The organism is Tenacibaculum sp. 47A_GOM-205m, assembly GCF_000518405.1.
In the GTDB taxonomy this organism is placed as follows: domain Bacteria; phylum Bacteroidota; class Bacteroidia; order Flavobacteriales; family Flavobacteriaceae; genus Polaribacter; species Polaribacter lutimaris.
Genome location: NZ_JADN01000003.1, coordinates 617,772 through 644,251 on the forward strand (window position 1 = coordinate 617,772; position 26,480 = coordinate 644,251).

A 26,480-nucleotide genomic window follows, 5' to 3' on the forward strand; every position below is an offset into this window, starting at 1 on the left:
CAAATAGATGAAAATCACTTTTTACGGTCATGCGTGTTTTGGAGTAGAAATTAATGGAACTCATGTGTTAATTGATCCTTTTATAACAGGAAACCCTTTAGCATCGCACATTAATGTTGATGAAGTAAAAGCAGACTATATATTACTTACACATGCGCATCAAGATCATGTATTAGATGTTGAGCGTATTGCAGAAAGAACAGGAGCTACGATAGTTTCAAATTACGAAATTGTTATGTATTATGGTGCTAAGGATTTAAAAGGACACCCAGTAAATCATGGAGGTACTTATACAAACGATACATTTTCTGCTAAATATGTAAATGCTATTCATACTTCGTCTTTTGCCGATGGAAGTTATGGTGGTCAACCAGGTGGATTTGTAATTACAGCAGGAGAAAAGTCGTTATATGTTTCAGGTGATACAGCTGTTACTATGGATATGCAGTTAATACCGATGGGAACAAACCTTACAGCGTCAATTTTTCCAATAGGAGATAATTTCACAATGGGAGTAGATGATGCTATTATAGCAAGTGATTTGGTAATTTGTAATAAAGTAATAGGTTGTCACTTTAACACTTTCCCTCCAATAACAATTGATGTTGATGATGCGAAAGAAAAGTTTACACAAGCTAAAAAAGAATTAGTGATTTTAGAAATTGGAGAAACAATAACTATTTAAGAGGTTGTTTTAGGTTAGAAGTATGAAAAAAATCAAAATAATTTTAGGAATTATAACTGCTTTAATTCTTGCGTTTTTTTTAACAGGATTGGTTGTTCAAGAGGTCGTATACACGAATGAGATAACGGTTAACAAGCCTGTAAAAGAAGTTTTTGCCGACTTTCAAAATGTAGAATTGATGAAGCAATGGATGCCAGAAGTAAAATCGATTGATGTATTAGAAGAAAAGCCAAATAAAGTAGGAAGTACATATAAAGTTGTAGTTGAAAACCAAGGGAAATTGGTGACTATGACTGAAGAAGTATTAGCTTTTGAAGAAAATGAAAGACTTACTTTTCATTTCGATGCAGAAAATATGTTAAAAACAGATGATTATGTATTTACTTCTGAAGGAAATATAACTAAGATAGTACAAACAACTACCTGTACAAGTGAGTCGTACGTAATGAGTTGTTTGTTCCCGTATTTTAAAGGAGCATTGAAAAAAATGAGTCAACAATATTTAGACGAATTTAAAAAAGCATCTGAAGCTCATAACTAAAAAAATAAACAGTTGATTAAAGCTATCTATCAAAAATATTTATTGAATTTTAAACAAGCTAGTGGAACTTCTCGTGGAATTTTAAGAACCAAAGAAACTTGGTTTTTAGTTTTAGAAAGAGAAGGAAAACAAGGCTTTGGTGAATGTGGTTTATTTCGTGGACTAAGTGCTGATGACAGACCTGATTATGAGGAGAAATTGCAGTGGGTATGTAACAATATTAATCTTGGATTAGATATTTTATTGACAGAATTGGTACGCTTCCCATCGATTCAATTTGGATTAGAACAAGCCTTTTTATCATTAGAAAGTGAAAATCCGTTTGAATTATTTCCATCAGATTTTTCTAAAGGAAAAGAGCAAATTTCAATAAACGGATTGATTTGGATGGGTGACAAATCCTTTATGCAACAACAAATAAAGGATAAGTTAAAGCAAGGATTTACAACAATAAAAATGAAGATTGGAGCTATTGATTTCGATACAGAAATAGCATTGTTGCAGTCTATCAGAAAAGAGTTTTCAGCCAAAGAAATAGAGTTAAGAGTAGATGCTAACGGAGCTTTCTTACCAAAAAAAGCCTTAGAAAAATTACAAAGATTAGCCGAGTTAGAGTTACATTCAATAGAACAACCTATCAAACAAGGTCAGTGGCAAGAAATGGCGAGATTGTGTGAGGAAACTCCGTTGCCAATTGCCTTAGACGAAGAGTTGATAGGCGTGTTTACTTCCGAAGAAAAAGAAAAATGTATTACTACAATTCAACCTCAATACATTATTTTAAAACCAAGCTTGGTTGGAGGTTTTCAAGGAAGTAACGAATGGATTCAAATAGCAACAAACCATAATGCAGGTAATTGGATTACTTCGGCATTAGAAAGTAATATTGGATTAAATGCCATAGCACAATGGACGTACACGTTGAATAATCCATTACCACAAGGACTGGGAACAGGAAGTTTGTTTACAAATAACATAGAAAGTCCGTTAGAAGTTACAAATGGTAGCTTAGGTTATAACACGAATAAACATTGGGACTTTAATATTTAACAATGGATTTTATACAACAAGTATATAAAGGCGAAAATAGTTGGTGGAGGTGGTTACTTACAATTTTAATAGTAATGTCTCCTTTTTTATTAAACTTCGCAATCTATTTTTTATTACCAGAAGTATATAAAGGGTTAATGGAAGATACAGCCAATTTTCAAGGAAACAAAAATATTTTCCTAATTGAAAATTTAATACCATTTGCAGTACTTTTAGTTTTGTTGATAGTATTTGTGAAGTTCGTGCATTTACGGTCATTCACTTCTGTAGTAACAAGTAGAAAGAAAGTAGATTGGAATCGCTTTTTTTATGGTTTTGTTACTTGGTTTTTAATGACGGTATTTTTTCTCTTTATAGGCTATTTGTTAGCACCAGAAGAATTCGTGTGGAATTTTAAACCAGTTCCGTTTTTTCTATTATTAACGATTTGTATCATTTTAATTCCGATTCAAACATCGTTAGAAGAGTTGTTGTTTAGAGGTTATTTAATGCAAGGAATAGGAATTTTAACTAAGACTAGATGGGTTCCACTAATCGTAACTTCAACGTTGTTTGGTTTAATGCATATTTTAAATCCAGAAGTATCCAAGTTAGGTTACGGAATTATGGGTTTTTATATTGGTACAGGTTTTTTATTCGGAATTATCACCTTGTTAGATGAAGGAGCAGAGCTAGCTTTAGGAATTCACGCAGCAAATAATATTGCAGCGGCTGTTTTAGTAGCTTCAAATTGGGCAGTTTTTCAAACTGACGCCTTATTTATTGATCATTCTGAACCGAATTTAATATATCAAATGATTATTCCTGTGTTTTTCATTTATCCGTTATATATAATGTTTTTGCAAAAAAAATATGGCTGGAAAAACTGGAAAGAAAAGTTGTTTGGTAAGATTGAAAAACCAGTGATTACTAAAGAAATTCAATAATGAATTGATCATGATATTGTGAAAAAAAATACCTTTCATAAAAGTTTTCAGTTAAATGGAGAGTCTTTTTCTTCAGAAGAAGAACTCTTAAGTTTTTCTAAAAGAATAAATAATTCTGTCTTTTCATTTTTATCAGATTGGTTTAATACTGAAGATTTTATTATAGTTCAAACTTCAGGATCTACAGGAAGACCGAAACCAATTCCGTTAAAAAAAGAGTTTATGAAAAACTCAGCTGAGGCAACGGGAACTTTTTTTGGTTTGAAAGAAAATACCACTGCTTTATTATGTCTTTCTACCGATTATATTGCAGGAAAAATGATGTTAGTCCGAGCATTAACGTTAGGGTGGAAGCTTGATGTTGTAGAAGCAATTTCTAATCCATTGGAAGGAATGGATAAAGTGTATGATTTTTCTGCAATGGTACCAATGCAGTTGCAAAACTCGTTAAAAGATTTACATAAGGTTAAAAAACTAATTGTAGGAGGAGGAGTGGTATCTAATGACTTGATTTCAGCAATTCAGAACCTGTCTACTCAAGTTTTCGCTACCTATGGAATGACGGAAACAATTACACATATCGCAGTTAAGAGTTTAAATAACTGTGCACCATTGCGAGGAGGAATGACGAAGCAATCTATTGATAATGAAACACCTCACTATAAAACATTACCCAACGTATACCTTTCACAAGACAATCGAAATTGTTTGATAATTGATGCGCCTAAAGTATCTGAGGAAAGAATTGTAACAAATGATGTAGTTCATTTAATTTCTGAAACAGAATTTGAATGGTTAGGGCGCTATGACAATGTAATTAATTCTGGAGGAGTTAAGCTGCATCCAGAAAAAATAGAGGAAAAACTATCTAAAATCATCTCAAATCGTTTTTTTGTTGCTGGTGTTCCTGATCAAAAACTAGGAGAGAAATTAATTTTAGTAATAGAAGGAGAGAAAGATAGTGTCATTTCGAACAAAGTGAGAAATCTTAATGAGCTCTCTAAATACGAAACTCCTAAAGAAATTTATTTTGTAGAAGAATTTGTTGAGACAGAAACAAAAAAAATCCAACGTAAAAAAACACTCGCTAAAATTTTACCTCACTAAAAAGTATCTTTCACTTTTCCAATAAGTCTATTCCCTCATTTATGTTTTTATAGAAGTATAGAGTTGAGTAGTTTTAAGTAAACTTTAAAACGAAAAGCTATGTTTAAAAAACTATTTTATGCAATGTTATTGTTGAGTTCAATAACACTTGTAGCACAACAAAGAACAATAACAGGTGTAGTTTCAGATGAGTCTGGTCCATTACCTGGAGTTACTATTGTGATAAAAGGAACTACCAATGGTACAGAAACTGATTTTGATGGAAGATATTCTATCTCTGCTAATAAAGGAGACGTACTAGTGTTTTCTTTTGTAGGTATGAAAACTCTAGAAGAAAAGGTAAAAGAAAGTTCTGTGATTAATATAATAATGAAGAGCGATAATCTTTTAGAAGAAGTTGTAATTACGAAAGGGCTTGGTATTTTTAAAAGAAAAAGATTTTCAGTGGGCAAAATTAAAATAAGAGGGCATAATCAAATCGAAAGTAGAGATTCGTATGCAGGAAGAAACGAGAATGTTTTTAAAAGCCCAATTAATTCTCCTTTGTCTACATTTTCTATTGATGTTGATAAAGCTTCTTATAGTAATATAAGAAGAATGATAAATAACGGTCAAAAAGTACCAAAAGAAGCAGTTAAGATTGAAGAAATGATTAATTATTTTGATTATAAGTATCCACAACCTACAGGAAAACACCCTTTTTCAATCAATACAGAAGTTGTTACTACTCCATGGAATAAAGACACCCAGTTGATAAGAATCGGATTAAAAGGAAAAGAGTACAAGCAAGAGAAGTTACCAGCATCAAACTTAACTTTTTTAATAGATGTTTCAGGGTCTATGTCAGAACAAAATAAGCTACCGTTATTAAAATCAGCTTTTAAGTTGTTGGTAAATCAGTTGAGAGAAAAAGACAGAGTGGCTATAGTTGTATATGCAGGGGCAGCAGGAGTAGTTTTAAAACCTACATCAGGAAATGAAAAAGGAAAAATAGTAGAGGCTTTGAATCAATTAGAAGCAGGAGGCTCAACAGCAGGAGGGGAAGGAATTGAGTTGGCGTATAAACTAGCAAAGGAAAATTATATAGAAGATGGAAATAACCGTGTTATTTTAGCTTCGGATGGTGATTTTAATGTAGGAGCTTCAAGCAATGCTGAGATGGAAGAGTTAATAGAAGAAAAAAGAAAATCAGGAGTATTTCTATCAGTGTTAGGTTTTGGTTATGGAAATTATCAAGATGATAAACTAGAAATTTTAGCAGATAAAGGAAATGGAAATCATGCATATATCGATACGATGCAAGAAGCACAAAAAGTATTAGGTAAAGAGTTTGGAGGTACTTTACATACAATAGCAAAGGATGTGAAGATTCAGGTAGAATTCAATCCAAAGAAAGTGCAAGCGTATCGTTTAATAGGATATGAAAATAGATTATTAAATGATGAAGACTTTGTAGACGATACAAAAGATGCAGGAGAATTGGGAAGTGGTCACACAGTAACAGCATTGTATGAGGTAATTCCTGTAGGAGTAAAAAGTAAATTTTTAAAGAATTTACCTAAGTTAAAATACACTCAAAATAAGAAGTTAGATAATTTTGATGATGAATTGCTAACTGTGAAGTTTAGGTATAAACTACCAAAAGAAACAAAAAGTATAGAGTTAGTAAAAATTGTAAAAGATGAAGTATTGGCACCCACAAATGATATGAACTTTATTTCAGCAGTAGCATTATTTGGGATGCAGTTAAGTAAATCAAAATTCAAAAACAAATCTAAAATAGAAGATGTTCTTAAGTTGGTAGAGGGAGAGTTAGGAGAAGATAAGGACGGTTATAGGTCAGAATTCGTTAGATTGATTAAAACATATAATTAAAAGCAAAAAAACAGGGCTAAAAGCCCTGTTTTTTTATAAATATTACTCAAATATAAATTTTTTATAACTTTATCGTTAGTATAGGATAGTCCATTTTCCCATTTCTTTTTTATAGGAATATTTGGATGCTAACCAATCTAACCTTTCTGGAAGTTGCTTTTTATAAAGTATTAGCACACTAGGTTTTTCTACAATTTCATGTAAACTTTCTAACTCAGTAGCATCTTTAAGATTGATTAAGTGATTTTTCCAATTTGAATCAGTTTCAAACTGAGTTTCTCTGTTTAAAGATTCATGCCCATCGTATAAAGAAATAATCGATTTATTCAACCCAAAAGCAATTGATGACTTTCTGATGTTATAGACTAAAATATCTCTAGAATTAAGATTTTCACTAATAATAAAGTCTGTTACAGGTTTTGAAGCATTTACTTTTAATTCATTTTTAGCTAAAATAGTTGAAGCACTGATCAATAAAAATACCGTCACAACAAAAGAGGTAAGTACGGGCTTAAATTTAACTTCTTCTTTAGATTTATAAATAAAGAATACTATGATTGCGACAGTACAACTAGCAATAGCTAAATAATACGGAAAATTCATTCCAGTATTGATAAATGGAGCTACTATAAAAGTTAATAGAATTAAACTAGAAAAACCAAGAATAAAACCATTGATAGGTTTAATTTTTTCTGTATTGATTCGTGAAAATAAATCGGCTATTAAAATAGCAAGCAAGCCATATAATGGTAAGATGTATAAAATTCGTTTTGAAGAAGAAATTGAAAAGAAAATCAAAGGAATTATAAATGCCATTAGCATAGCGAAATGACTTGTTTTTGTTTTCAATAGCTCTTTTTGATCTTTAAGTAAATAAATGAATGCTAAAAACCATGGTAAACCAACTAGTGGAGCAAAAGCTAAGAAATACCAAAAAGGTTCTGTTCTTCCGAAGGCATTTTTAGAGAATCTATCTGCGGTTTGTTTTCCTAAGAAATAATCTAAAAAGGCAGGATTACTATAGCCTAAATATACAAACCAAGATGCTGCAATAGCTAAAAATAATGACCATGCTGCAATATGATGTATAGAAAAGCTTCTTTTCGATTTTTCTGTACGATTATAAAATAAAATAAAAATTACCGGAACAATAAATATTACAGGTCCCTTTGTTAAAAAGCCTAAAGCTAAACTCAAGGTAAAGGCATAGAGCCATTTTATAATTCCCGTTTGGCGATATTTTACCCAGCTATAAATACTTAATAAAGCAAAGGTTGCTAAAAAAGCGTCGGTTGTTAAGTTTCGTGAAGACATTAAAACCAACGGAAAACTAAAATAAATAATAGCAGACCAAAGTGCCGTTTTTTTATTGTTGAATAATGAAATACTTAAACGATACACTAATATAAGTTGAAGTAAAACAGCTAGTTGTAGAAAGAAACGAGCTCCAAAAGCATTAATACCAAATATTTTGTAACCTAACGCTGTAATTTGATAGGTAAATGGAGGTTTGTGATAATGGTGAACATCTAACAGGTTAGGATGCATATAATCACCAGAGACATGCATAGCTCTACCAATTTCGGCATATCTAGCATCGCTACTTTCAATAACCCCATACGAACCCACGTTAATGAGTAAACTAATAGTTGCGATTACTAAAAAGATATTAAAAGTTAGTTTGTTTTTCATTCTGAAAATAGAATAAGTTTATGAGTTAGTTTTTAACACTTTATCTTGTTTTAATAAGATAAAAACGTTTCTGATATAAATAACAAAACCGAATAATTGACCAATAAATAATACAGGGTCTTTTCTGATAATAGCGTAGCTTAAAATCATTAGAGAGCCAACGAGACTTAATAACCAAAACCCTAATGGTAATGAAGATTCTTTCTTACGCTCAGAATAAATCCACTGATACACAAAACGCAACGTAAAAATAATTTGACCAATACTTCCCCAGATTAGTAAGTTAATAGGAACATCTTCATTACGGAACAATCGCTCTACATCAATTTGGTTATTCTTAAAAGAGTATAAGGCAATCAAAAAAGGAAAAATAAGTAAAAAACCACGTACGAATTTAGGTAGTTTTATCCATGATCCTTGTAATTGCATGTTTCTAATATAAATAAAGTAGGTTAGCGATTGCCCTAACATAATGGCAAAATCGTCTCGTAACCAACCGTAAACAAATAGTAAAAAGGAAGCAATTAAACTTAATTGCCAAAACAATTCAGGTGTTAATACTCTTTTTACTTTTTCAGATTGAATCCATTGTAATAGCAATCTTGCTGAAAATAAAATCTGAGCAGCAAAACCGATAATGTATACAAAATATTTATATGAAAGCCAGTCGCTCATTAGCTAATTTTAGACTTTTCAATAGTGTAGTTTATATAACTTTTTCGCATCCATCGGTAAGCAAAAGTATCACGTAACGCCTTTAAAGATCTATTGAAAATGTTAAATTTAGAAGTACCTGCTATGCGCTCAAAATGTTGCACTTTTAACTGCTTTATTTTTCCATTCTGTAATAAAATTAAGGCAGGAATAAAACGGTGCATTCCCTTAAAGAAAGGAATTTTTTTAGCAATATCAGTACGAAGTACTTTTAACGGACAACCAGTATCAATAACTCCGTCGTTAATTAAACTACGGCGTATGCTGTTAGCAATTAACGATTGTATTTTTTTACTTAAAGTATCTTTTCTTTTACCTCTATACCCAATAACTGCTTGATAATTATCAATATCTTCTAATAAGATGTCAAAGTCATAAGGAGTAGTTTGTAAGTCGGCATCAATGTACCCGATTAATTCGGTGTTTATATGATCTATTCCTGCTTTTATAGCAGCACTTAATCCGCAGTTTTCTTTAAATTTTAAGTATTCAAAGTCAGGGTTGTTTGTGCAGATTTTAGAAATTTTATTGAAGCTATCATCGGTAGAACCATCATCAATAAATAAAACTTTACTTTTAGTTTTGCTTTTAGAAAAGTAATCAGTGAATGTACTGTGTATTCTATCTAAATTATCAATTTCATTAAAAACTGGAATGATGATAGTCATTCTATAATCCATAGACTAGTTTGTTTTGGTATGACCGTGCGAAAGTACAAATAATAAAAAAAAAAATTAGATTTTGAGTTTACTATTTGTAAAAGTTAGAATCTAAATAGTTTAAATAATTCTTGTTATCTATTAACATCTAAAAAATCATTGTTGTCAAAAGCATCTTTATAGTCAGATAAACTCATACCAAATCGTTCAGCATTGTAATTTTCTTCTTTATCTATTTTATAAAGTTTACTCCTTTTACTAATTTCCATTGAATTAGCCACAAAGAAAATAGAATCGGTAGTTACGTTTGTAACTTTTATAGTAGAGTAAGCTTTTTTGGAAGATTTATATTTAATAATGTCATTTACTTTGGGATTATTGATATAGATATCGACATCTTTATCATGTTGTTTTACAGAGTAAATTACAAAAAGTATAAGAACACCAGCCAAAAGAGAACCTATCCAGTGTGTAAATGGAGTTTTGGTATTCCGTTTTACATTGTCGTGAGCTAATTTTAACTGTTCGCTCATGTTTTTACGTTCGTAAGTAGCTTTACAATGGTTACATTCAGAAACTCCTTTTTTACCCAGAGGAAAAATTGGAATCCAGTAGATATAAAAATATTTACCAAAAATACTAATGGTATGAGCATTTTGCTGTTCGCAATGGGTACATTTTACACCGCTAACTTTTTCGCTGTGTAAATGTGTCCCTTTAGTTCCGTAGAATATCATGATTATGAGAGGTTTGGTTGGAGTAAATATATAAAAAAATCCAACGATATTATCGTTGGATTTTTAGGTTTTATAGAGATGAAGTATAATTATTCTTCCATAGAATGATACACGTTGTTAACGTCATCATCTTCTTCTAATTTTTCTAAAAGTTTATTTACCTCTTCTTTTTGTTCTTCAGAAAGGGCAGTAGTTGTAGTTGGAATACGTTCAAATTCAGATGAAATAATTTCAATATTGTTTTCTTCTAAATATTTTTGAATAGATCCGAATTGACCAAACGGAGCGTATAACATTATAGAATTATCTTCTTCATCAGTAAATACTTCTTCAACTTCAAAGTCAATCATTTCCATTTCAAACTCTTCTAAGTCCATTGTTAATGATTCTTCTTTGATTTTGAAGTTCACAACATGGTCGAACATAAAAGCTACAGAACCAGAAGTTCCTAAGTTACCGTTACACTTATTAAAAGCAGCACGAACATTAGCTACTGTTCTGTTATTATTGTTGGTGGCAGTTTCAACTAAAACAGCCACTCCGTGAGGCGCATATCCTTCAAATAATACTTCTTTATAGTTTTCTGTGTTTTTATCAGATGCTTTTTTAATAGCGCGCTCAACATTGTCTTTTGGCATGTTGGCAGCTTTCGCATTTTGAATAACTACACGTAAACGAGAGTTGGTTTCGGGGTTAGGACCTCCTTCTTTAACTGCCATAACAATATCTTTACCAATACGAGTAAAGGTTTTAGCCATAGCTGACCAACGTTTCATCTTTCTTGCTTTCCTAAATTCGAATGCTCTTCCCATGTGTATTCTGTTTTAATTTTGCTTGGCAAATGTAATTAATGCTATAAAATATTACAATTAAAATTGTTTTTTGAAAATTACATTACTTTTTTGTTCGTCATAAGCTTTCCAAGTTCCACTTTGCTTATCATTTTTATAATGCCCTTTGACTTTTATATTTCCGTTTTCATAGTAAGATTTATAAGAACCATCTTTTAAACCATCGTTTAAATCTACTTCAAATTTGATGTTTCCGTTTCCATAAAATTCTTTATATGATTTAGCACTTAAATCTGACGGATGTATAGGAGGAAGATTGAAAAAGTTTGCTGAACTTTGAGTATTTATAGAGTCTTTATAAGGAATTAATTCTTCAAGTAACTTCTTTTTTAATTCCTCTTCCTTTTTATTGTTGATTTCAATTTCATCTGGATGCTCGTAAACAAAGGAAAGATTACTTTTAAATAGATCTTCTTCTGAAATAAGTTGTAAGCCTATTTGAGAAAAACATGTAATAAAAGGTTTGTCTTTTTGAAGTTGACGTCGGGTTTTATTATCAACCAAGCTTAAAAGATCTTTGTATGAGTTAGGAGTGTTTACATAAGCAAATACACTAGATTTCTTTTCAAAATGATAATTAAAATCGTTAAACTTTTCAGAACTTTCAAGTGTGTACCCTATTAAGTGATTATTAATGATTTCTTTAATAGTATTAGGACTAGTACTAAAAACAACAAAATCATCAATGATGGTGAAGTAAGGCTTTTCCATTTTAGAAAACATATTTCCAGCTAACATTTTAAAGAATCCTTTTAAATCAAAAAAGTTAATAGGGTAGCCTCTATAATTTATTTGCTTGTATTTTAAAGGGGTATTTTCTTTAATTTTAGAAAGAATAAGCTGAAGATTTTCTTTAGCATCATCAATATCATCAGTTTTAATAATAGCGGCAATATCTTTTTTGTTTTTTGAGAGCTCAGTATTAAAATGAATTAAAGCTATTTCACTACCAATCCAACTATAAATATTTTCAGACACATTTATATCTAATTTATCCTCAATCATAGCTAGCTGATCAGTATACATTTTAAATTCAGCTGGATTTTCTTGTTGAAGCTTTTCTAAGTTGCTATTAAATGTTTTAAAATCATCAAAAGCGAAACTAAGGTATAAAGATGTATTTTTAGGAGCTATTTTAGCAACACTACGCTTACCAACTCCAGATTTTTGTAATACTTTTAGGTAGGTTTGTGAGTTGCTATCAACATTTGTATAACCTGTGGCTTGAACTATAACTCCTTCTATAATTGATATATCTAACCCTGTGTAGAAAAAAGTTTCTTTGTTTAAGAAATCTAAATTGCTAGAACTTGTAAAACAATTTAAATAGTCTTTTAGATATTTATGTTGAAGATAGATGTTAAAAAAGCCATCGTTATTTGTTTTTTCTTTTATTTCTACAAAATTTACATCACGACCAATAACAGGGTATACGTATTGGTCTATTGATTTTTCAACGAGAATATGAGTATAGGAAGCAATTACCTGATTTTTGATAAAGGAAAGGTGTAAGGTTTCCCGTGTCTCTTTATTGTAAAGTTCAATAATTTCATGTTCTTTATATACTCGTTTGGTAACTTTATAACCTTCGCCAGCTAAATTACTGATAGCCCTTTTTAAAAAGATAAGTTTAGAAAACTTTTGTAAATCAGCAATATATAATAACCCGTATTTTTTTGGGCTAAATACATGTACAGAAATAACTAGGTTACGTTCTCCAATAAAGTCGAAAATTTCCTTTTTTGCTTTAAAGGTTTCATCTAAACTATTTATACCTTCAGATAGTTTATTGATTTGTTGATTCTTTTGAAGATGTGTCCAAATTTGACTTGAACTTATTTCATCCCAAGTATCAATAGGTCTTTCAGTATCAACTATAAAAACAGCATCATCAGGAACTAAGTAAATAGATTTTATATTGTCATTTTCAGATAAGGTGAAAATATAAACCTGATAGATTACAAAACCAATTACAAGGGCAATAATAGCCCAAAATACCTTCCTCTTCATGCTGCTTTCTATGTTTTAAACTTGTAACACTCCCAAGTTAAAAGGCTTTTCAATAGGAGCGTGGTCAGCAGCTTCTATTCCCATAGAAATCCAAGTTCTAGTATCTAGAGGATTAATCACAGCATCTGTCCAAATTCTTGCTGCAGCATAATAAGGAGATATTTGATTATCATATCTCGATTTTATTTTGTCAAATAATTCAGCTTCTTTTTCAGGAGTAATTTCTTCTCCTTTTTTCTTTAAAGCAGCTGTTTCAATTTGTAATAATACTTTGGCAGCAGAGGCTCCACTCATCACAGCTAATTCAGCACTAGGCCATGCAAAAATAAGACGTGGATCATAGGCTTTACCACACATAGCATAATTTCCTGCTCCGTAAGAGTTACCAATAACCACCGTAAACTTAGGAACTACAGAGTTACTTACAGCATTCACCATTTTAGCTCCGTCTTTAATAATTCCGCTATGTTCAGATTTACTTCCTACCATAAAACCAGTAACATCTTGTAAGAAAACTAACGGGATTTTCTTTTGATTACAGTTAGCAATAAATCGAGTAGCTTTATCGGCTGAATCGTTATAAATTACACCACCAAATTGCATTTCGCTAGGTTTCGTTTTAGCACCTTTTGATTTAACAATTTTACGTTGGTTGGCAACAATACCAACAGCCCATCCATCAATACGAGCGTATCCTGTAATAATTGTTTGACCGTAACCGGCCTTGTATTCTTCAAATTCAGAATTATCTACCAAACGTTTAATGATTTCCATCATATCGTATTGCTCATTACGAGCTTTTGGTAAAATTCCGAAAATATCATCTTCATTTTCTTTTGGAGGGAAAGCTTCTTTACGGTTAAAACCAGCTTTGTCGTAATCTCCAATTTTATCCATTAAGTTTTTAATGGTGTCTAAAGCATCTTTATCATCTTTTGCTTTGTAATCGGTAACCCCAGATACTTCACAATGTGTGGTTGCTCCACCCAACGTTTCATTATCAATGGTTTCACCAATAGCAGCTTTTACTAAATAACTACCGGCTAAGAAAATACTTCCTGTTTTATCTACAATTAAAGCTTCATCACTCATAATAGGTAAGTAAGCTCCACCAGCAACACAGCTTCCCATAACGGCAGCAATTTGGGTAATTCCCATGCTACTCATTACAGCATTATTTCTAAAAATTCTTCCGAAGTGTTCTTTATCAGGAAAAATTTCATCTTGCATTGGTAAGTACACTCCAGCAGAATCTACCAAATAGATAATAGGTAGTTTATTTTCAATGGCTATTTCTTGTGCTCTTAAATTCTTTTTTCCTGTAATAGGGAACCAAGCGCCTGCTTTTACTGTAGCATCATTAGCAACAACAATACATTGCTTACCGCTAACATATCCCATTTTTACAACTACACCTCCAGAAGGACATCCACCGTGTTCTTGATACATGTCTTCACCTGCAAATGCAGCAATTTCAATAGACTTAGATTTATCGTCTAATAAGTAATCAATACGTTCACGAGCAGTTAATTTTCCTTTCTCATGATGTTTATCAATACGTTTTTGTCCGCCACCTAATTTTACTTTGGCAAAGCGTCTGCGTAAATCTGATACTAAAAGTTTATTGTGGTCTTCGTTTTTATTGAAGTTAAGATCCATGGTAAGTTATTTGTTTGCGTGTGCTAAAATAAGAAAATCAATGTATAAAACAAGGTGTTTAGGTGTACGATTGAATGATGTTTTCAACAGTGTTTTCTATTTCTTTGTTTCTAGATTGCTTCATTAAAATATACGGTTCAGCTACGCGTTCGTTACAATTTTGTACAGCACAAGTTTCACAAGTTACCCCCACTGTTTTTTTAATAAAAGTATCTTCATCAAAAAAATGAAGTTTTCTTTTTAAGTGTGGAGAAAGTAACATGCCTATGCTCACGCTACGATTAATTTTTTCTTTAAAAGGGTCTGCAGTAGCTGCAGAAAGTACTAAGTATTCTTTTTGAGAGTTTTCGTATGAAGATATCTGAATTCCGTAAGCAGATTTTTTTTCTTCTGATACTTCTAAATCCTGAATTGTTTTGATAGCAATCCATCTTCTACAATAATGTTCGTTATTACGATTTGCATGAGGAGATTGTTGCTGAGTAATATGTAACTCTTTAGAAAGTCTATGTACAGGAGAGCCTTCTTTATGTGTAAAACGCAAAAAGAATAAATTTTTAATATTAAAATGTCTTGGTAGGATGTTAGTTAAACGTTGATAGAATGTCTCATCAGAACAGTTATAGCTTCTAATAATTTTGTGCAATTGTATAGGTTGCCAGGTTTCTAAAGAAAAAAGCTGTGTTAATTTTTGAATTAAATCATCTTTCGGAATAATTAAAGCACCAGCAAAGTAGGAAGCAACAAAATTGTTTAATACTTCATCAAAACTGTCAAATTTAATCCAAGGAAAGGTGTATAATCTGTTTTCTATCTGTAAATAATTATAAGCTATTTCTTTAGCAAAAATGAATGTTTTCTGCGCTTCGTTTATATCATTATATATAAGTAATGTTTTATTTTTTGGAATATAGATGTTTCTTAATTCAGATAGTTTTTGATGTTTAGATAGTTCTTCACTATCAATAGTATAACCATATTCTTCAATTAAAATTTCTTCTAAGTCTCTTGAAGTAATAGCTTTGTTTGGGTTTATTTGGTATGCTTTAATAAAGTCAGTAACCTTTGTTTCAATATCTTCAAAATAGTTATTGTGTGCCTCTTGGTACGAACGTAATGCAGCAAGAAAAAAGCTCTCTCTTGTTAAATTGTAGTTTTGAGCTATTTTAATAATAGTACTAATGAATGCATTTACTTTAGCAGGGGCGTTCGCAATAATATCAATCAAGTTGTTTTCTTGTATGCCAAATAAATCTAAAGGGATTTCTTTTAAAATTTTCGATTGTAAAATTTCACCAATTGGCGCTAAGTTTTTATCTAACTTTAGGGAAACTAAATGGTCATAAGGCACTTCTAGCTTCTCAGAAAGAATAACAATTTTATCAGTTTTTGGGTACTTTTTTCCTTTCTCAATTTCGTTTAAATATGATTTTGATAATCCTGTTAGTTTAGCTAATCCAAAGAGTGATAGGTTTTTATCTGTGCGTATTTGCTTAAGCTTTAATCCGAAAACTAATCTGATATATTCTTCTTCCAAGGTGTTTTTATTAAAAGATTCGTAATTCAAAGGTATAAAATTTAGCGAATTAATAAAAATTAGTAAATTATTTATTTTTAGCGAACGTTCGCTTTTTTGTTTGAGTTCTTTTTTTTAATATTGAACTGTCAATCAATAAGAAAAAATAAATAGATATGAATCAAGATGTTTTAGCAAAAGAAATTCAATGTGTAGGTTTTAATCAAGCCGAGTATAAAAGTGTTCTAACTAATGAAGCCAAAGCGTTTTTAATTCAACTTCAAGAAAAGTTTAACACCCAAAGACTTCAGTTATTAGCTGAAAGAGAAATAGAACAAGCTCATTTTGATGCAGGAAATAATCCAACATTTCCTTTAGAAACGAAAGAAATTAGAGAAAGCGATTGGGTATGTGCTCCGTTACCTGAAGATTTGTTAGATAGGAGAGTAGAAATTACAGGACCAGTAGAGCGTAAGATGATTATCAATGCTTTAAATTCTGGAGCAAAAACATTTATGGCAGATTTTGAAGATAGTAATTCACCTACAATTCAAAATATTTTAGATGGTCAGGTGAACTTACGAGATGCAGTAAATAGAACAATTTCATTTTACAACGCTGCAAAAGATAAGAGCTATGAGTTGAAAGACAAAGTAGCTACTTTATTAGTAAGACCAAGAGGATTGCACTTAAACGAAAAACATTTGTTGATTGATGGAATAGAAATGTCAGGTTCTTTGGTTGATTTTGGTTTGTACTTTTTCCATAATATCAAAACGTTACAAGAGCGAGGAAGTGCAACTTATTTTTATTTACCTAAACTAGAGCATTACAAAGAAGCAAGTTGGTGGAATGATGTTTTTGTCTTTGCACAAGAATATTTAGGAGTGCCACAAAAAACAATTAAAGCAACAGTGTTAATTGAAACAATTACAGCAAGTTTTCAGTTAGATGAAATTATTTATGAGTTAAAAGATCATATGGCTGGATTAAACTGTGGTCGTTGGGATTATATTTTCTCATACATTAAAAAGTTTAGAAATCATGCTGGTTTTATAGTGCCAAATCGATCACAAGTAACCATGAGTAGTCCATTTATGAAAGCATATTCGTTACGAGTTATTCAATCATGTCATAAACGTGGTGTACATGCTATGGGAGGAATGGCTGCACAAATTCCAGTAAAGAATAACGAAGCGTTAAATAACGAAGCTTTTGCAAAGGTGAAGAATGATAAGGAGCAAGAAGTTAAGAATGGTCATGATGGAACTTGGGTTGCTCATCCTGGTTTAGTAGCAATTGCAATGGATGTTTTTAATAAAACAATGCCTAATGCAAATCAAATAGATAAAAAGCTAAAAGATTTAACTATTACTGAAGAAGATTTAGTGGCATTACCTGAAGGTACAATTACTGAAAATGGTATACGAGAAAACATTAACGTTGGAATTCTGTATATAGAATCTTGGTTAATGGGGCAAGGAGCAGCTGCTTTGTATAACTTAATGGAAGATGCAGCAACAGCTGAAATATCTCGAACACAAGTATGGCAATGGTTGCATAAAAGCGTAATGCTTGAAGATGGTAGAACATTTACAGAAGGAATGTATGAGCAATTTAAAAAAGAAGAATTAAAAAAAATAAAAAGTTATGTAGGTGAAGACAGATACAACAACGGGAAATTTGAATTAGCTATTCAATTATTTGACGAGTTAATTTTAAACAAAGAATTTGTTGAATTCTTAACCTTACCAGCGTATAAATACTTGTAGTATAAACTATTTAGAGAAGAAGTTCTTATGTAAACAAATATCTTAATATACAGACTAAACTTGAAATATTTAATCTCGATTATCGAGTAAAAAAAGCCCTCAAAAATGCGGCAACATTTAAGAGGGCGAGCTATCAATAAAAATTAATAACCTTATCAATCACAAAATTATGAAAAATTTAGCACACGCTAATTATAGTTCTGCTTTACAAACTGTAAAAGAATTAAAGAAAAAGTTCGGATCAACTTGGCATTCAGTATCACCAGAAAATGCAGCTAGAATGGTAGCACAAAACCGTTTTAAAACAGGTTTAGATATTGCAAGATATACTGCTGCTATTATGCGAAATGATATGGCTACTTACGATGCAGATCCATCTAACTATACACAATCTCTAGGATGCTGGCATGGATTTGTTGCACAACAAAAAATGATTGCGGTTAAAAAGCATCATAAAACTACTAGTAAACGTTATTTATATCTTTCTGGATGGATGGTAGCTGCGTTACGCTCAGAATTCGGACCGTTACCAGACCAGTCAATGCATGAAAAAACAGCAGTTCCTGCATTAATTGAAGAAATTTATGATTTTCTACGTCAAGCAGACGCTATTGAATTAAACGATTTATTTAGAAGATTAGAAAACGGAGAAGACGTGCAAAATGAAATCGATAATTTCGAAACGCACATTGTACCAATTATTGCAGATATTGACGCTGGTTTTGGTAATGAAGAAGCAACGTATTTATTAGCAAAAAAAATGATTCAAGCTGGTGCTTGTGCTATTCAAATAGAAAACCAAGTTTCAGACGCTAAACAATGCGGACATCAAGATGGAAAAGTAACTGTACCACATGAAGATTTTATAGCAAAGCTTAATGCAATTAGATATGCCTTTTTAGAATTAGGTATAGAAGATGGGGTTATTGTTGCTAGAACGGATTCAGAAGGAGCAGGATTAACACAAAAATTACCAGTAAGTCAAGAACCAGGAGATTTAGCATCACAATACTTAGCATTTGTAGAAGCTGAAGAAATTACGATTGAAGAAGCAAGGGAAGATGATGTGTTGTTAAAACGTGGAGGAAAGCTGGTGCGTCCTGTACGTTTGGCAAATGGTTTGTATAAGTTTAGAGAAGGAACTAATATTGATAGGGTAGTGCTAGATTGTATTACAAGCTTGCAAAATGGTGCAGATTTACTTTGGATTGAAACACCTACACCTCATGTAGGGCAAATAGCAAATATGGTAAATAGAGTAAGAGCTGTAGTACCAAATGCAAAATTAGTATACAACAACTCGCCATCATTTAACTGGACTTTAAATTTCCGTAATCAAGCATATGATGAAATGATAATGCAAGGATATGATGTTTCAATATATGATAGAAATAATTTAATGGATGTAGCTTATGACGGGTCACAACTTTGCCAATTAGCAGATGAGAAAATTCGAACGTTCCAAATAGATGGGGCAAGAGAAGCAGGAATCTTTCATCATTTAATCACTTTACCAACGTACCATACAACAGCACTACATATGAATGATTTAACAGAAGGTTATTTTGGGGAAGATGGAATGTTAGCTTACGTAAAAGGTGTGCAACGACAAGAAATTAGAAAAGGAGTGTCGTGTGTAAAACATCAGCGTATGGCTGGTTCAGATTTAGGAGATGATCATAAAACATTTTTTGCAGGAGACAAGGCGCTGAAAGCGAGTGGTGAAAAGAATACGTCTAATCAATTTGAAGCAGGAACAAAAGATAAAAGATTAGAAGAAGAAAGTGCGGTAGTTATATAAAAAATCTTAGTTGTTTGTAAACTTCCCGTTATGTTTGGTTTGTTTTAGTTGTTTGTTTGCATAGCGGGAAATTTTATCAAGTATTAAAAAAATAAATTTATAATTAGTGGTTGTAAATTTTATTTTGAAGCAAAAGCTCCCTTAATGGGAGCTTTAATATTTTTGGTTATCAATAGATTTTGTAATAGGAGTTATTACATCACCAGTATGTTTGGTAGATTTTGTTTCAATAAGCATAATTAAACACTCATCAGAAGAACTAACTCTATGGTTTACACCTTTAGGAACTACGTATAAATCTCCTGTTTTCATCGTAAAACTAGGTTGATTTTCAATTTCCATTAAAAGGTTTCCATCAATAATGTAAAAAAGCTCATCCTCATTTTCGTGATTATGCCAGGGAATATCTTCTCCTTTAATTTTAGCGATTTTAACGTATTCATTATTAACCTCAGAAATTATTTTAGGAGAAAAGTAATCTATTAGCTTTTCAGCCTCCTTTTGAATATTAATTATTTGAGTTGCATCCATAGAGTAAATTATCAAGACTTTGTTTTCAGTTCCATTTTAATATTACAACGTTCATAAGGGCAACCTTCTTCCACAGGAATTTCTACAAAACCAAATTTTCTATAAATATAAATAGCGTTTTCTAATATCGTATTTGAATATAAAACAAGTTTATTAAAGTTGTTTTTACTAGCAAAATCAATACAGTGTTGCATTAGTTTTTGCCCTGTTTTGTGTCCTCTATGATTAGGTGAAACAGCCATTTTAGTTAACTCAAAAACATTTGGTTCGCTCATAGGCATTAGGGCAACTGTACCTATAATTTCATCATTTAACTTGGCAAAGAAAATGTATCCCCCTTTGTCAATGATGTATTTATTGGGTTTACTAAGAACTTCTTCATCGTATGGTTCTACATAAAAAAAAGTTCGCAACCATTCAATGTTCAAATCGTAAAAAGAAGAGCTATACTCTTCTTTAAATGTGGTAATTGCTACAGTGTTTTTTGTCGTATTCATTCTTATATGTTCAATAATAGTTTTACTGAAGGGCTTTTCTTTAAATTTAGTTTCTAACTCATTTATGAGTTCAGTTAGAGACTCAGATTTTATATTTGTATACTCTTTAATAATGTACTCAATACTGTTCCAAATAGGTGTAACACTTTTAATAAATTGTTTTCCTTTATCGGATACAAAAACAACTTTTTTTCGCTTATCTAACTTATCTTCTTTTAGAATGATAAGTCCTTTTTTTTGAAGTTTATTAATTGCTTGCGTTGTAGCAGGTTGTGATGTTTTTAAACTGTTGGTAATCTCAGTATTTGTTACACCATCTTTGTTTTTTATAATTTTAAAAGTGGGGAATAGGTAAGGGTCAAAGTCAATATTAAACTCATCATATACCAACTGTGTTTCACGCATCATATATTCACTAGTTCTCTTTAATCTAGAACCTAAACCTATTTCTCCTAACCCTTTTAATGCATCCATTTATAAAATATAAGTACTTATATAATTGCAAATATAAATGTTTTTCTAATTCGAAACAATAACTTACTTATTTTAATAAATACCTAGAAAATATATACCACGGAAAATAATTAAATATTTTCATATATTTGTAAAAGAACTTTAAATAACAATTAAAAATGAAAAGAGATAAAATTATTTTTTATGTAGCTACAGGCTTGTTAACACTATTGATGTTTTTTTCAGCAGGAATGTATTTTTTTAACCATGCAGAAGTAGCTAAAATGTTTACAGCATTTGGATATCCAACATACATTATTTATCCCTATGCAATAGCAAAAATATTAGGTTTAGTAGCATTATGGTTTTTTAGAGGTAAGTTTATAAATGAGTGGGCATATGCAGGGTATTTCTTTGCGTTTATTCTGGCCTTTTTCGCTCACTTTATGATAGGAGATGGAGAACAAACTGGAGCTGTAATAGCAACGGTACTATTAATAGTTTCGTATATTTATAGTAAAAAAATATAATGAGCAATAATCCAACAGCAACAGTTACTTTAACTGAACGAAATTACTTAGCAGAAGGTAAAATGAGAAATCATTTTGCCGTTATTGATGAACCTTTAGATAAAGGAGGAGACGATAACGGACCAACCCCAGTAGAATATTTACTAACTGCAATAGGAGGTTGTGTTTCTATCACTTTACGTATGTATGCAGAACGTAAAGGTTGGGATTTAGGAAAAATTACGGTAAATGTTAGTCAAAAAGAGCAACTAACTCCCGAAGGAATTAAAAAATCATTAGTAGAAGAAATTTCTTTTGAAAAAGAAGTTACAGATGAACAGCGAACTAAATTATTAGAAATAGCTGGTAAGTGTCCTGTAGCAAAAATGGTAAAAGGAGAAACAGTGATAGATTCAAAAATAACGACTTAAATGAAGAAAATTATTGCATTTGCAGGTAGTAATAGTAAAAAATCAATCAACAAGCAATTGGTGGTATATGCTTCTAGTTTATTGAGAGACTTAGAGGTAGAAGTTTTAGATTTAAATGACTATCCACTGCCAATTTATGGTATTGATGAAGAAACGGAAAATGGATTTCCTACAAATGCGGTAATCTTTTTAAACAAGATTAAAGAAGCTGATGGTGTTATATTATCATTAGCAGAGCATAACGGAAATTTTACTGTGGCTTTGAAGAATATTGTAGATTGGATGTCAAGAATAGAACAAAAACTTTGGAGTAATAAACCAATGCTGTTGCTTTCAACTTCACCAGGAGGAAGAGGAGGAGCTTCTTCTATGGCAATTGCTAAAAACGGATTTCCTCATATGGGAGCAAATATTATAGCAGATTTTTCATTACCAAAATTTTATGATAACTTTAAAGACGGAAGTGTTGTAAATGAGGAGTTTAATGAAGATTTGAAAAAAGTAGTGAAGACTTTCGTGAATAAAGTGTAATCCTTAAATCATAAAGTCATGTCAGGAACTAAAGAAGTTATTAAAAAGTACAGTAATGACGATATTACTGTAGTTTGGCAACCGAATAAGTGTATTCATTCAAAAAAATGTTGGAAAGGCTTGATACAGGTTTTTAATCCACAAAATAGACCTTGGATTAACATGGATGGAGCAACCACAGAAAGAATAAAAAAACAAGTAGAAGAATGTCCTTCGGGAGCATTATCTTATATATCAAAAAAGGAAGGTAGTCAAGCATCTGCACATACTGAAACAAAAGTAGAAGCCTTAGAAAATGGTCCTTTATTAATTTACGGAACATTACATGTAACCAATTCAAAGGGAAAGATTGAAAAGAAAAGTAAAACAACAGCTTTTTGCAGGTGTGGTGCTTCTCAAAATAAACCTTACTGTGATGGAGCTCATGTAAAAGTTGAGTTTAAAGGATAAGATTCTTGATAGAATAAAAAAAGTGATGAAAAAAAATATTCCTTTTAATTATTTGAAATAGAGTTATTTTCCTTGGTAAATAGTTAGGGGTTGTTGTATTTTTGCAATAAGAAAGGAGATTAAAATGAAGATAGTTTTATACGGAAGAAAAGGTCATGCACATACTGTAGCTTATAAGAACTTTTTAAAATCTGCAGAAGTACCTTTTGTATATAAAGATGTTTCCACAGACCAAGAAGCGAGGGAACATAGTAAAGAATTGTATGAAGGACAAGTAAAGTATCCAACCTTATTTATTGATGATGAAGTGTACTTAACACCAACTTCGGATACATTTAATAAGCTAATGCAAGATTTAAAATTAAGGGGATAAATAGTTGGTAGTTAGAAGTTAATACCAACAGCCAATAACCAAAACTATGGGCGATATTTCAAAAGACATTAATTCCAAATTTCCAAATAATAGGATTAAAGCGTTTATCAATATAAAATACACAGCTAATTGGGTGAGTAGTAAAGAGAATGAGTTTTTTAAACAATATAGTATCTCTTCGCAACAATTCAATATTTTACGTATTTTAAGAGGAGCAAAGAAGGCTATTAAGGTACAAACAATCAAGGATAGAATGATTGAACGTGCACCAAATGCTACAAGGTTAATGGATAAACTTTGTGAAAAAGACTTAATTAGCCGTATACGTTGTGAACACGATAGGAGAGTAGTTTATATTGATATTACGAAGAAAGGTGAGAGCTTATTAGAAGAAATTGACAAAAACTTACATTTAGATTTTATAAATAATCTTACTGAAGAAGAAGCCACTCAACTTAGTAACTTATTAGACAAAATAAGACAATAACTACCGTTTTTTACTCCTTTTTTATAACTAGAATTTAGGTTGTGATTTAAAAGTTGTATCTTTAAAAGTGAGCAAAAAAGAGTACAATTATGTATACATACGACACACTTTCAGAGGCCTTAAATGATTTACAAAAAAGAGGTTATACACATGATTTTAACCTTACTTATACACAAATAGAAAGTAAAACAACTAAAGAATTGTATTCTCCAGAAGTTTTTGAAGTAGTTGAGGTATATCGCTTTGAAGGTATGAGTAGTGCTGGTGATAACTCGGTTGTATATGCTATTGAAACTTCACAAGGAATTAAAGGTGTTTTAGTTGATGCCTATGGAATGTATTCAGAATCACTTTCTCCTGATATGATTCAAAAACTTCATTTTAATAGATAATAGGTTATAGCTCGAAGATGTAAACTTCGAGTTTTTTGTTTTCTAAAAAATCGTATCTTGCCATTTATTATGCGTGCATAATATTTTAATACAAAAAAGATGAAGTACAAACATATTTTCGAACCCTTAGATTTAGGATTTACAACCTTAAAAAACCGAATTTTAATGGGGTCTATGCATACGGGGTTAGAAGAAGAAAAAAATGGAATTGAGCGCATTGCTGCTTATTATGCAGAGCGTGCACGTGGTGGAGTAGGTTTGATTGTTACAGGAGGTATTTCTCCAAATATCCAGGGGTGGACAGCTCCTTTTTCTGCTCGTATGAGCACAAAAAAACATGCACGAGAGCATAAAGTAATTACAGAAGCAGTTCATAAAGAAGGAGGTAAAATATGTATGCAAATTTTACATTCTGGACGTTATGGATATCATCCATTTAACGTAGCACCTTCAAAAATAAAATCACCAATAACTCCTTTTAAACCGTTTGCATTAAAGCAATCAGGAATACGAAGAACAGTAAAAGATTTTGTTAACTGTGCTAAGTTATCACAAGAGGTAGGATATGATGGAGTAGAAATCATGGGATCTGAAGGATATTTAATCAATCAGTTTATAGTAACAAGAACAAATAAACGAACCGATGATTATGGAGGAAATTATGAAAATAGAATTCGTTTAGCGGTAGAGTTAGTTCGAAAAATTAGAGAAGCAGTTGGTGAGCATTTTATCATTATCTATCGTTTATCAATGCTAGATTTGGTAGAGCAAGGAAGCTCTTGGGAAGAAGTAGTGCAATTAGGGAAAGAAATAGAAAAAGCAGGAGCTACTATTATCAATACAGGTATTGGTTGGCACGAAGCACGAATACCTACTATAGCAACTTCAGTACCTAGGGCTGCGTTTACTTGGGTAACTAAAAAAATGAAAGAAGAATTATCTATTCCGTTAGTTACTTCTAACAGAATTAATATGCCTGATACTGCTGAAAAAGTTTTGGCAGAAGGGCATGCTGATATCATTTCAATGGCACGTCCGTTTTTAGCAGATCCAGAATGGGTAAATAAAGCGAAAGAAGAAAGAGTAGATGAAATAAACACTTGTATAGCTTGTAATCAAGCTTGTTTAGATCATGCATTTCAAAAGAAAGTGGCAAGTTGCTTGGTAAATCCAAGAGCATGTCACGAAACAGAACTTAACTACAATCCAACTTCAAAAAAGAAGAAAATAGCAGTCGTAGGAGCAGGGCCAGCTGGTTTAGCAGCTTCAACAGTAGCAGCACAAAGAGGACATGATGTAACCTTATTTGATGCAGATAAAGAAACAGGAGGGCAATTCAATATTGCAAAACAGATTCCAGGAAAAGAAGAGTTTTATGAAACCATTCGTTACTTTAATAAGCAGCTAGAATTACACAACGTAAATGTAAAGTTAAACACAAGAGTTTCTGCAGAAGATTTATACAACGGTAATTTTGATGAGGTCATTTTAGCAACAGGAATTACGCCAAGAACTCCAAGGATAGAAGGTATAGAGCACGAAAAAGTATTGAGTTATATTGATGTTGTAAAATTAAAGAAACCTGTAGGTAAACGTGTTGCGGTTATTGGAGCAGGAGGAATTGGTTTTGACGTTTCAGAATACTTGGCTCATGAAGGAGAGAGCACTTCTTTAAATGTAGATGCTTGGTTAGAAGAATGGGGAATAGATAAAACATTAAAAGCACGTGCAGGAATTGAAGGAGTTACTCCAAAAATGCACCCATCACCTAGAGAGATATTTATGTTCAAGCGTAGTTCAGGAAAGTTTGGAGGAAATTTAGGTAAAACTACAGGATGGATTCATCGTTCAGTATTAAAAAGAAAAAAAGTACAGTTTATTAATGAGGTACAGTACACAAAAATAGATGATGAAGGTTTACATTATGTTCAAAATGAAGAACAAAAAGTATTACCGGTAGATAATGTAATTATTTGTGCAGGTCAAGTTCCGTTTAAAGAATTGTTAGAGCCTTTGCAAGCAAAAGGGATGAAGGTACATGTAATAGGTGGAGCAGATGTTGCTGCTGAATTAGATGCTAAAAGAGCGATAAATCAAGGAAGCAGGTTAGCTGCTGAAATTTAGTTTTATATAAATTTAAAATCACTAAAAAAGTCTTGCTTACGCAGGACTTTTTTTATGCGTATTATAAACATGAATAAGTCTAAATAATTACCGATATTTGTGGCTCA

The 26,480-nt window shown here is 31.5% G+C and carries 26 protein-coding genes; 16 read left to right on the forward strand and 10 right to left on the reverse strand.

Annotation, left to right across the window (positions count from 1 at the left end; all coding sequences use genetic code 11):
• Positions 1 to 7: 7 nt before the first annotated feature.
• The 6 genes from N534_RS0102975 to N534_RS0103000 all read left to right on the forward strand — a co-directional run bounded on the left by N534_RS0102975 (position 8) and on the right by N534_RS0103000 (position 6,184).
• Positions 8 to 685, forward strand: a complete 678-nt coding sequence (locus N534_RS0102975) for a metal-dependent hydrolase (RefSeq protein ID WP_028891056.1) — start codon at positions 8 to 10, stop codon at positions 683 to 685.
• Between the two features lie 22 nt (positions 686 to 707).
• The gene (locus N534_RS0102980; RefSeq protein ID WP_028891057.1) at positions 708 to 1,226 is read left to right on the forward strand and encodes an SRPBCC family protein; all 519 of its coding nucleotides are present in this window, start codon (positions 708 to 710) and stop codon (positions 1,224 to 1,226) included.
• Between the two features lie 12 nt (positions 1,227 to 1,238).
• Positions 1,239 to 2,276 (forward strand): o-succinylbenzoate synthase, encoded by a 1,038-nt coding sequence (locus N534_RS0102985; RefSeq protein ID WP_028891058.1) that lies wholly within the window; start codon positions 1,239 to 1,241, stop codon positions 2,274 to 2,276.
• Between the two features lie 2 nt (positions 2,277 to 2,278).
• Positions 2,279 to 3,202: a CPBP family intramembrane glutamic endopeptidase gene (locus N534_RS0102990; RefSeq protein WP_028891059.1), complete on the forward strand. Its 924-nt coding sequence runs from the start codon at positions 2,279 to 2,281 to the stop codon at positions 3,200 to 3,202.
• A gap of 18 nt (positions 3,203 to 3,220) precedes the next feature.
• A complete protein-coding gene (locus tag N534_RS0102995; protein WP_028891060.1) occupies positions 3,221 to 4,309 on the forward strand; it encodes an AMP-binding protein in 1,089 nt (362 codons plus the stop codon).
• Positions 4,310 to 4,408: 99 nt separating this feature from the next.
• Positions 4,409 to 6,184, forward strand: a complete 1,776-nt coding sequence (locus N534_RS0103000; protein WP_028891061.1) for a VWA domain-containing protein — start codon at positions 4,409 to 4,411, stop codon at positions 6,182 to 6,184.
• Positions 6,185 to 6,259: 75 nt separating this feature from the next.
• On the opposite strand, the gene N534_RS0103005 is transcribed toward N534_RS0103000, so the two are convergent.
• From N534_RS0103005 to N534_RS0103040, 8 genes are all read right to left on the reverse strand, one after another.
• Positions 6,260 to 7,876, reverse strand: coding sequence for a glycosyltransferase family 39 protein (locus N534_RS0103005; RefSeq protein WP_028891062.1), 1,617 nt, complete (start codon positions 7,874 to 7,876; stop codon positions 6,260 to 6,262).
• 18 nt (positions 7,877 to 7,894) lie between these two features.
• Positions 7,895 to 8,551 carry a lipid-A-disaccharide synthase N-terminal domain-containing protein gene (locus N534_RS0103010; RefSeq protein ID WP_028891063.1) on the reverse strand — a complete coding sequence of 219 codons (657 nt, stop codon included), beginning with the start codon at positions 8,549 to 8,551 and terminating at the stop codon, positions 7,895 to 7,897.
• Positions 8,551 to 9,270: a glycosyltransferase family 2 protein gene (locus N534_RS0103015; protein ID WP_028891064.1), complete on the reverse strand. Its 720-nt coding sequence runs from the start codon at positions 9,268 to 9,270 to the stop codon at positions 8,551 to 8,553. Before N534_RS0103015 ends, N534_RS0103010 begins: the two co-directional genes overlap by 1 nt.
• 113 nt (positions 9,271 to 9,383) lie before the next feature.
• Positions 9,384 to 9,986, reverse strand: coding sequence for a hypothetical protein (locus N534_RS0103020; protein WP_028891065.1), 603 nt, complete (start codon positions 9,984 to 9,986; stop codon positions 9,384 to 9,386).
• Between the two features lie 89 nt (positions 9,987 to 10,075).
• The gene (locus N534_RS0103025) at positions 10,076 to 10,798 is read right to left on the reverse strand and encodes a YebC/PmpR family DNA-binding transcriptional regulator (protein WP_028891066.1); all 723 of its coding nucleotides are present in this window, start codon (positions 10,796 to 10,798) and stop codon (positions 10,076 to 10,078) included.
• A gap of 57 nt (positions 10,799 to 10,855) precedes the next feature.
• Positions 10,856 to 12,847 carry a DUF3352 domain-containing protein gene (locus tag N534_RS0103030; protein WP_038005265.1) on the reverse strand — a complete coding sequence of 664 codons (1,992 nt, stop codon included), beginning with the start codon at positions 12,845 to 12,847 and terminating at the stop codon, positions 10,856 to 10,858.
• A 15-nt stretch (positions 12,848 to 12,862) separates the two neighbouring features.
• Positions 12,863 to 14,506, reverse strand: coding sequence for an acyl-CoA carboxylase subunit beta (locus N534_RS0103035; protein WP_028891068.1), 1,644 nt, complete (start codon positions 14,504 to 14,506; stop codon positions 12,863 to 12,865).
• A gap of 58 nt (positions 14,507 to 14,564) precedes the next feature.
• Positions 14,565 to 16,043 (reverse strand): helix-turn-helix domain-containing protein, encoded by a 1,479-nt coding sequence (locus N534_RS0103040; RefSeq protein ID WP_028891069.1) that lies wholly within the window; start codon positions 16,041 to 16,043, stop codon positions 14,565 to 14,567.
• 155 nt (positions 16,044 to 16,198) lie between these two features.
• On the opposite strand from N534_RS0103040, the gene aceB reads away from it, so the two are divergent.
• Positions 16,199 to 17,794 (forward strand): malate synthase A, encoded by a 1,596-nt coding sequence (aceB, locus tag N534_RS0103045; RefSeq protein WP_051435828.1) that lies wholly within the window; start codon positions 16,199 to 16,201, stop codon positions 17,792 to 17,794.
• Positions 17,795 to 17,963: 169 nt separating this feature from the next.
• Positions 17,964 to 19,595, forward strand: a complete 1,632-nt coding sequence (locus N534_RS0103050; protein ID WP_028891071.1) for an isocitrate lyase — start codon at positions 17,964 to 17,966, stop codon at positions 19,593 to 19,595.
• A gap of 153 nt (positions 19,596 to 19,748) precedes the next feature.
• Here N534_RS0103050 and N534_RS0103055 read toward each other — a convergent pair whose 3' ends face one another.
• Together N534_RS0103055 and N534_RS15580 are read right to left on the reverse strand one after the other, a co-directional pair.
• A complete protein-coding gene (locus N534_RS0103055; RefSeq protein ID WP_038005268.1) occupies positions 19,749 to 20,126 on the reverse strand; it encodes a cupin domain-containing protein in 378 nt (125 codons plus the stop codon).
• An 11-nt stretch (positions 20,127 to 20,137) separates the two neighbouring features.
• Positions 20,138 to 21,097 (reverse strand): bifunctional helix-turn-helix transcriptional regulator/GNAT family N-acetyltransferase, encoded by a 960-nt coding sequence (locus N534_RS15580; protein ID WP_081728268.1) that lies wholly within the window; start codon positions 21,095 to 21,097, stop codon positions 20,138 to 20,140.
• Between the two features lie 158 nt (positions 21,098 to 21,255).
• Here N534_RS15580 and N534_RS0103065 point away from each other — a divergent pair, with 158 nt between their 5' ends.
• The 8 genes from N534_RS0103065 (at position 21,256) to N534_RS0103100 (ending at position 26,373) form a co-directional block, all read left to right on the forward strand.
• Complete coding sequence (locus N534_RS0103065; protein WP_028891074.1) at positions 21,256 to 21,606, forward strand: DoxX family protein; 351 nt, start codon at positions 21,256 to 21,258, stop codon at positions 21,604 to 21,606.
• Complete coding sequence (locus N534_RS0103070; RefSeq protein ID WP_028891075.1) at positions 21,606 to 22,016, forward strand: OsmC family protein; 411 nt, start codon at positions 21,606 to 21,608, stop codon at positions 22,014 to 22,016. Before N534_RS0103065 ends, N534_RS0103070 begins: the two co-directional genes overlap by 1 nt.
• The gene (locus tag N534_RS0103075) at positions 22,017 to 22,547 is read left to right on the forward strand and encodes an NADPH-dependent FMN reductase (protein ID WP_028891076.1); all 531 of its coding nucleotides are present in this window, start codon (positions 22,017 to 22,019) and stop codon (positions 22,545 to 22,547) included. It abuts the gene before it with no gap.
• A gap of 18 nt (positions 22,548 to 22,565) precedes the next feature.
• Positions 22,566 to 22,997, forward strand: a complete 432-nt coding sequence (locus N534_RS0103080) for a (4Fe-4S)-binding protein (protein WP_028891077.1) — start codon at positions 22,566 to 22,568, stop codon at positions 22,995 to 22,997.
• Positions 22,998 to 23,121: 124 nt separating this feature from the next.
• Entirely contained in the window at positions 23,122 to 23,370 is a 249-nt protein-coding gene (locus N534_RS0103085; protein ID WP_028891078.1) for a glutaredoxin domain-containing protein, read from the forward strand.
• A gap of 46 nt (positions 23,371 to 23,416) precedes the next feature.
• Complete coding sequence (locus N534_RS0103090; RefSeq protein ID WP_028891079.1) at positions 23,417 to 23,857, forward strand: MarR family winged helix-turn-helix transcriptional regulator; 441 nt, start codon at positions 23,417 to 23,419, stop codon at positions 23,855 to 23,857.
• Between the two features lie 89 nt (positions 23,858 to 23,946).
• Complete coding sequence (locus N534_RS0103095) at positions 23,947 to 24,249, forward strand: hypothetical protein (RefSeq protein WP_028891080.1); 303 nt, start codon at positions 23,947 to 23,949, stop codon at positions 24,247 to 24,249.
• Positions 24,250 to 24,348: 99 nt separating this feature from the next.
• Positions 24,349 to 26,373 (forward strand): NADPH-dependent 2,4-dienoyl-CoA reductase, encoded by a 2,025-nt coding sequence (locus N534_RS0103100; RefSeq protein ID WP_028891081.1) that lies wholly within the window; start codon positions 24,349 to 24,351, stop codon positions 26,371 to 26,373.
• The last annotated feature ends 107 nt before the right edge of the window (positions 26,374 to 26,480 follow it).

Bases quoted from the DNA above. Each gene is read 5' to 3' on its own strand.
- N534_RS15580 (WP_081728268.1), bottom strand. From the start codon at position 21,097: ATGGATGCATTAAAAGGGTTAGGAGAAATAGGTTTAGGTTCTAGATTA.
- N534_RS0103005 (WP_028891062.1), bottom strand. From the start codon at position 7,876: ATGAAAAACAAACTAACTTTTAATATCTTTTTAGTAATCGCAACTATT.
- N534_RS0103015 (WP_028891064.1), bottom strand. From the start codon at position 9,270: ATGGATTATAGAATGACTATCATCATTCCAGTTTTTAATGAAATTGAT.
- N534_RS0103025 (WP_028891066.1), bottom strand. From the start codon at position 10,798: ATGGGAAGAGCATTCGAATTTAGGAAAGCAAGAAAGATGAAACGTTGG.
- N534_RS0103055 (WP_038005268.1), bottom strand. From the start codon at position 20,126: ATGGATGCAACTCAAATAATTAATATTCAAAAGGAGGCTGAAAAGCTA.
- N534_RS0103030 (WP_038005265.1), bottom strand. From the start codon at position 12,847: ATGAAGAGGAAGGTATTTTGGGCTATTATTGCCCTTGTAATTGGTTTT.
- N534_RS0103050 (WP_028891071.1), top strand. From the start codon at position 17,964: ATGAAAAATTTAGCACACGCTAATTATAGTTCTGCTTTACAAACTGTA.
- N534_RS0103020 (WP_028891065.1), bottom strand. From the start codon at position 9,986: ATGATATTCTACGGAACTAAAGGGACACATTTACACAGCGAAAAAGTT.
- N534_RS0103070 (WP_028891075.1), top strand. From the start codon at position 21,606: ATGAGCAATAATCCAACAGCAACAGTTACTTTAACTGAACGAAATTAC.
- N534_RS0103035 (WP_028891068.1), bottom strand. From the start codon at position 14,506: ATGGATCTTAACTTCAATAAAAACGAAGACCACAATAAACTTTTAGTA.
- N534_RS0102990 (WP_028891059.1), top strand. From the start codon at position 2,279: ATGGATTTTATACAACAAGTATATAAAGGCGAAAATAGTTGGTGGAGG.
- N534_RS0103010 (WP_028891063.1), bottom strand. From the start codon at position 8,551: ATGAGCGACTGGCTTTCATATAAATATTTTGTATACATTATCGGTTTT.
- N534_RS0103095 (WP_028891080.1), top strand. From the start codon at position 23,947: ATGTATACATACGACACACTTTCAGAGGCCTTAAATGATTTACAAAAA.
- N534_RS0103080 (WP_028891077.1), top strand. From the start codon at position 22,566: ATGTCAGGAACTAAAGAAGTTATTAAAAAGTACAGTAATGACGATATT.
- N534_RS0103075 (WP_028891076.1), top strand. From the start codon at position 22,017: ATGAAGAAAATTATTGCATTTGCAGGTAGTAATAGTAAAAAATCAATC.
- N534_RS0103065 (WP_028891074.1), top strand. From the start codon at position 21,256: ATGAAAAGAGATAAAATTATTTTTTATGTAGCTACAGGCTTGTTAACA.
- N534_RS0102975 (WP_028891056.1), top strand. From the start codon at position 8: ATGAAAATCACTTTTTACGGTCATGCGTGTTTTGGAGTAGAAATTAAT.
- N534_RS0103000 (WP_028891061.1), top strand. From the start codon at position 4,409: ATGTTTAAAAAACTATTTTATGCAATGTTATTGTTGAGTTCAATAACA.
- N534_RS0103090 (WP_028891079.1), top strand. From the start codon at position 23,417: ATGGGCGATATTTCAAAAGACATTAATTCCAAATTTCCAAATAATAGG.
- N534_RS0103100 (WP_028891081.1), top strand. From the start codon at position 24,349: ATGAAGTACAAACATATTTTCGAACCCTTAGATTTAGGATTTACAACC.
- aceB (WP_051435828.1), top strand. From the start codon at position 16,199: ATGAATCAAGATGTTTTAGCAAAAGAAATTCAATGTGTAGGTTTTAAT.
- N534_RS0103085 (WP_028891078.1), top strand. From the start codon at position 23,122: ATGAAGATAGTTTTATACGGAAGAAAAGGTCATGCACATACTGTAGCT.
- N534_RS0102980 (WP_028891057.1), top strand. From the start codon at position 708: ATGAAAAAAATCAAAATAATTTTAGGAATTATAACTGCTTTAATTCTT.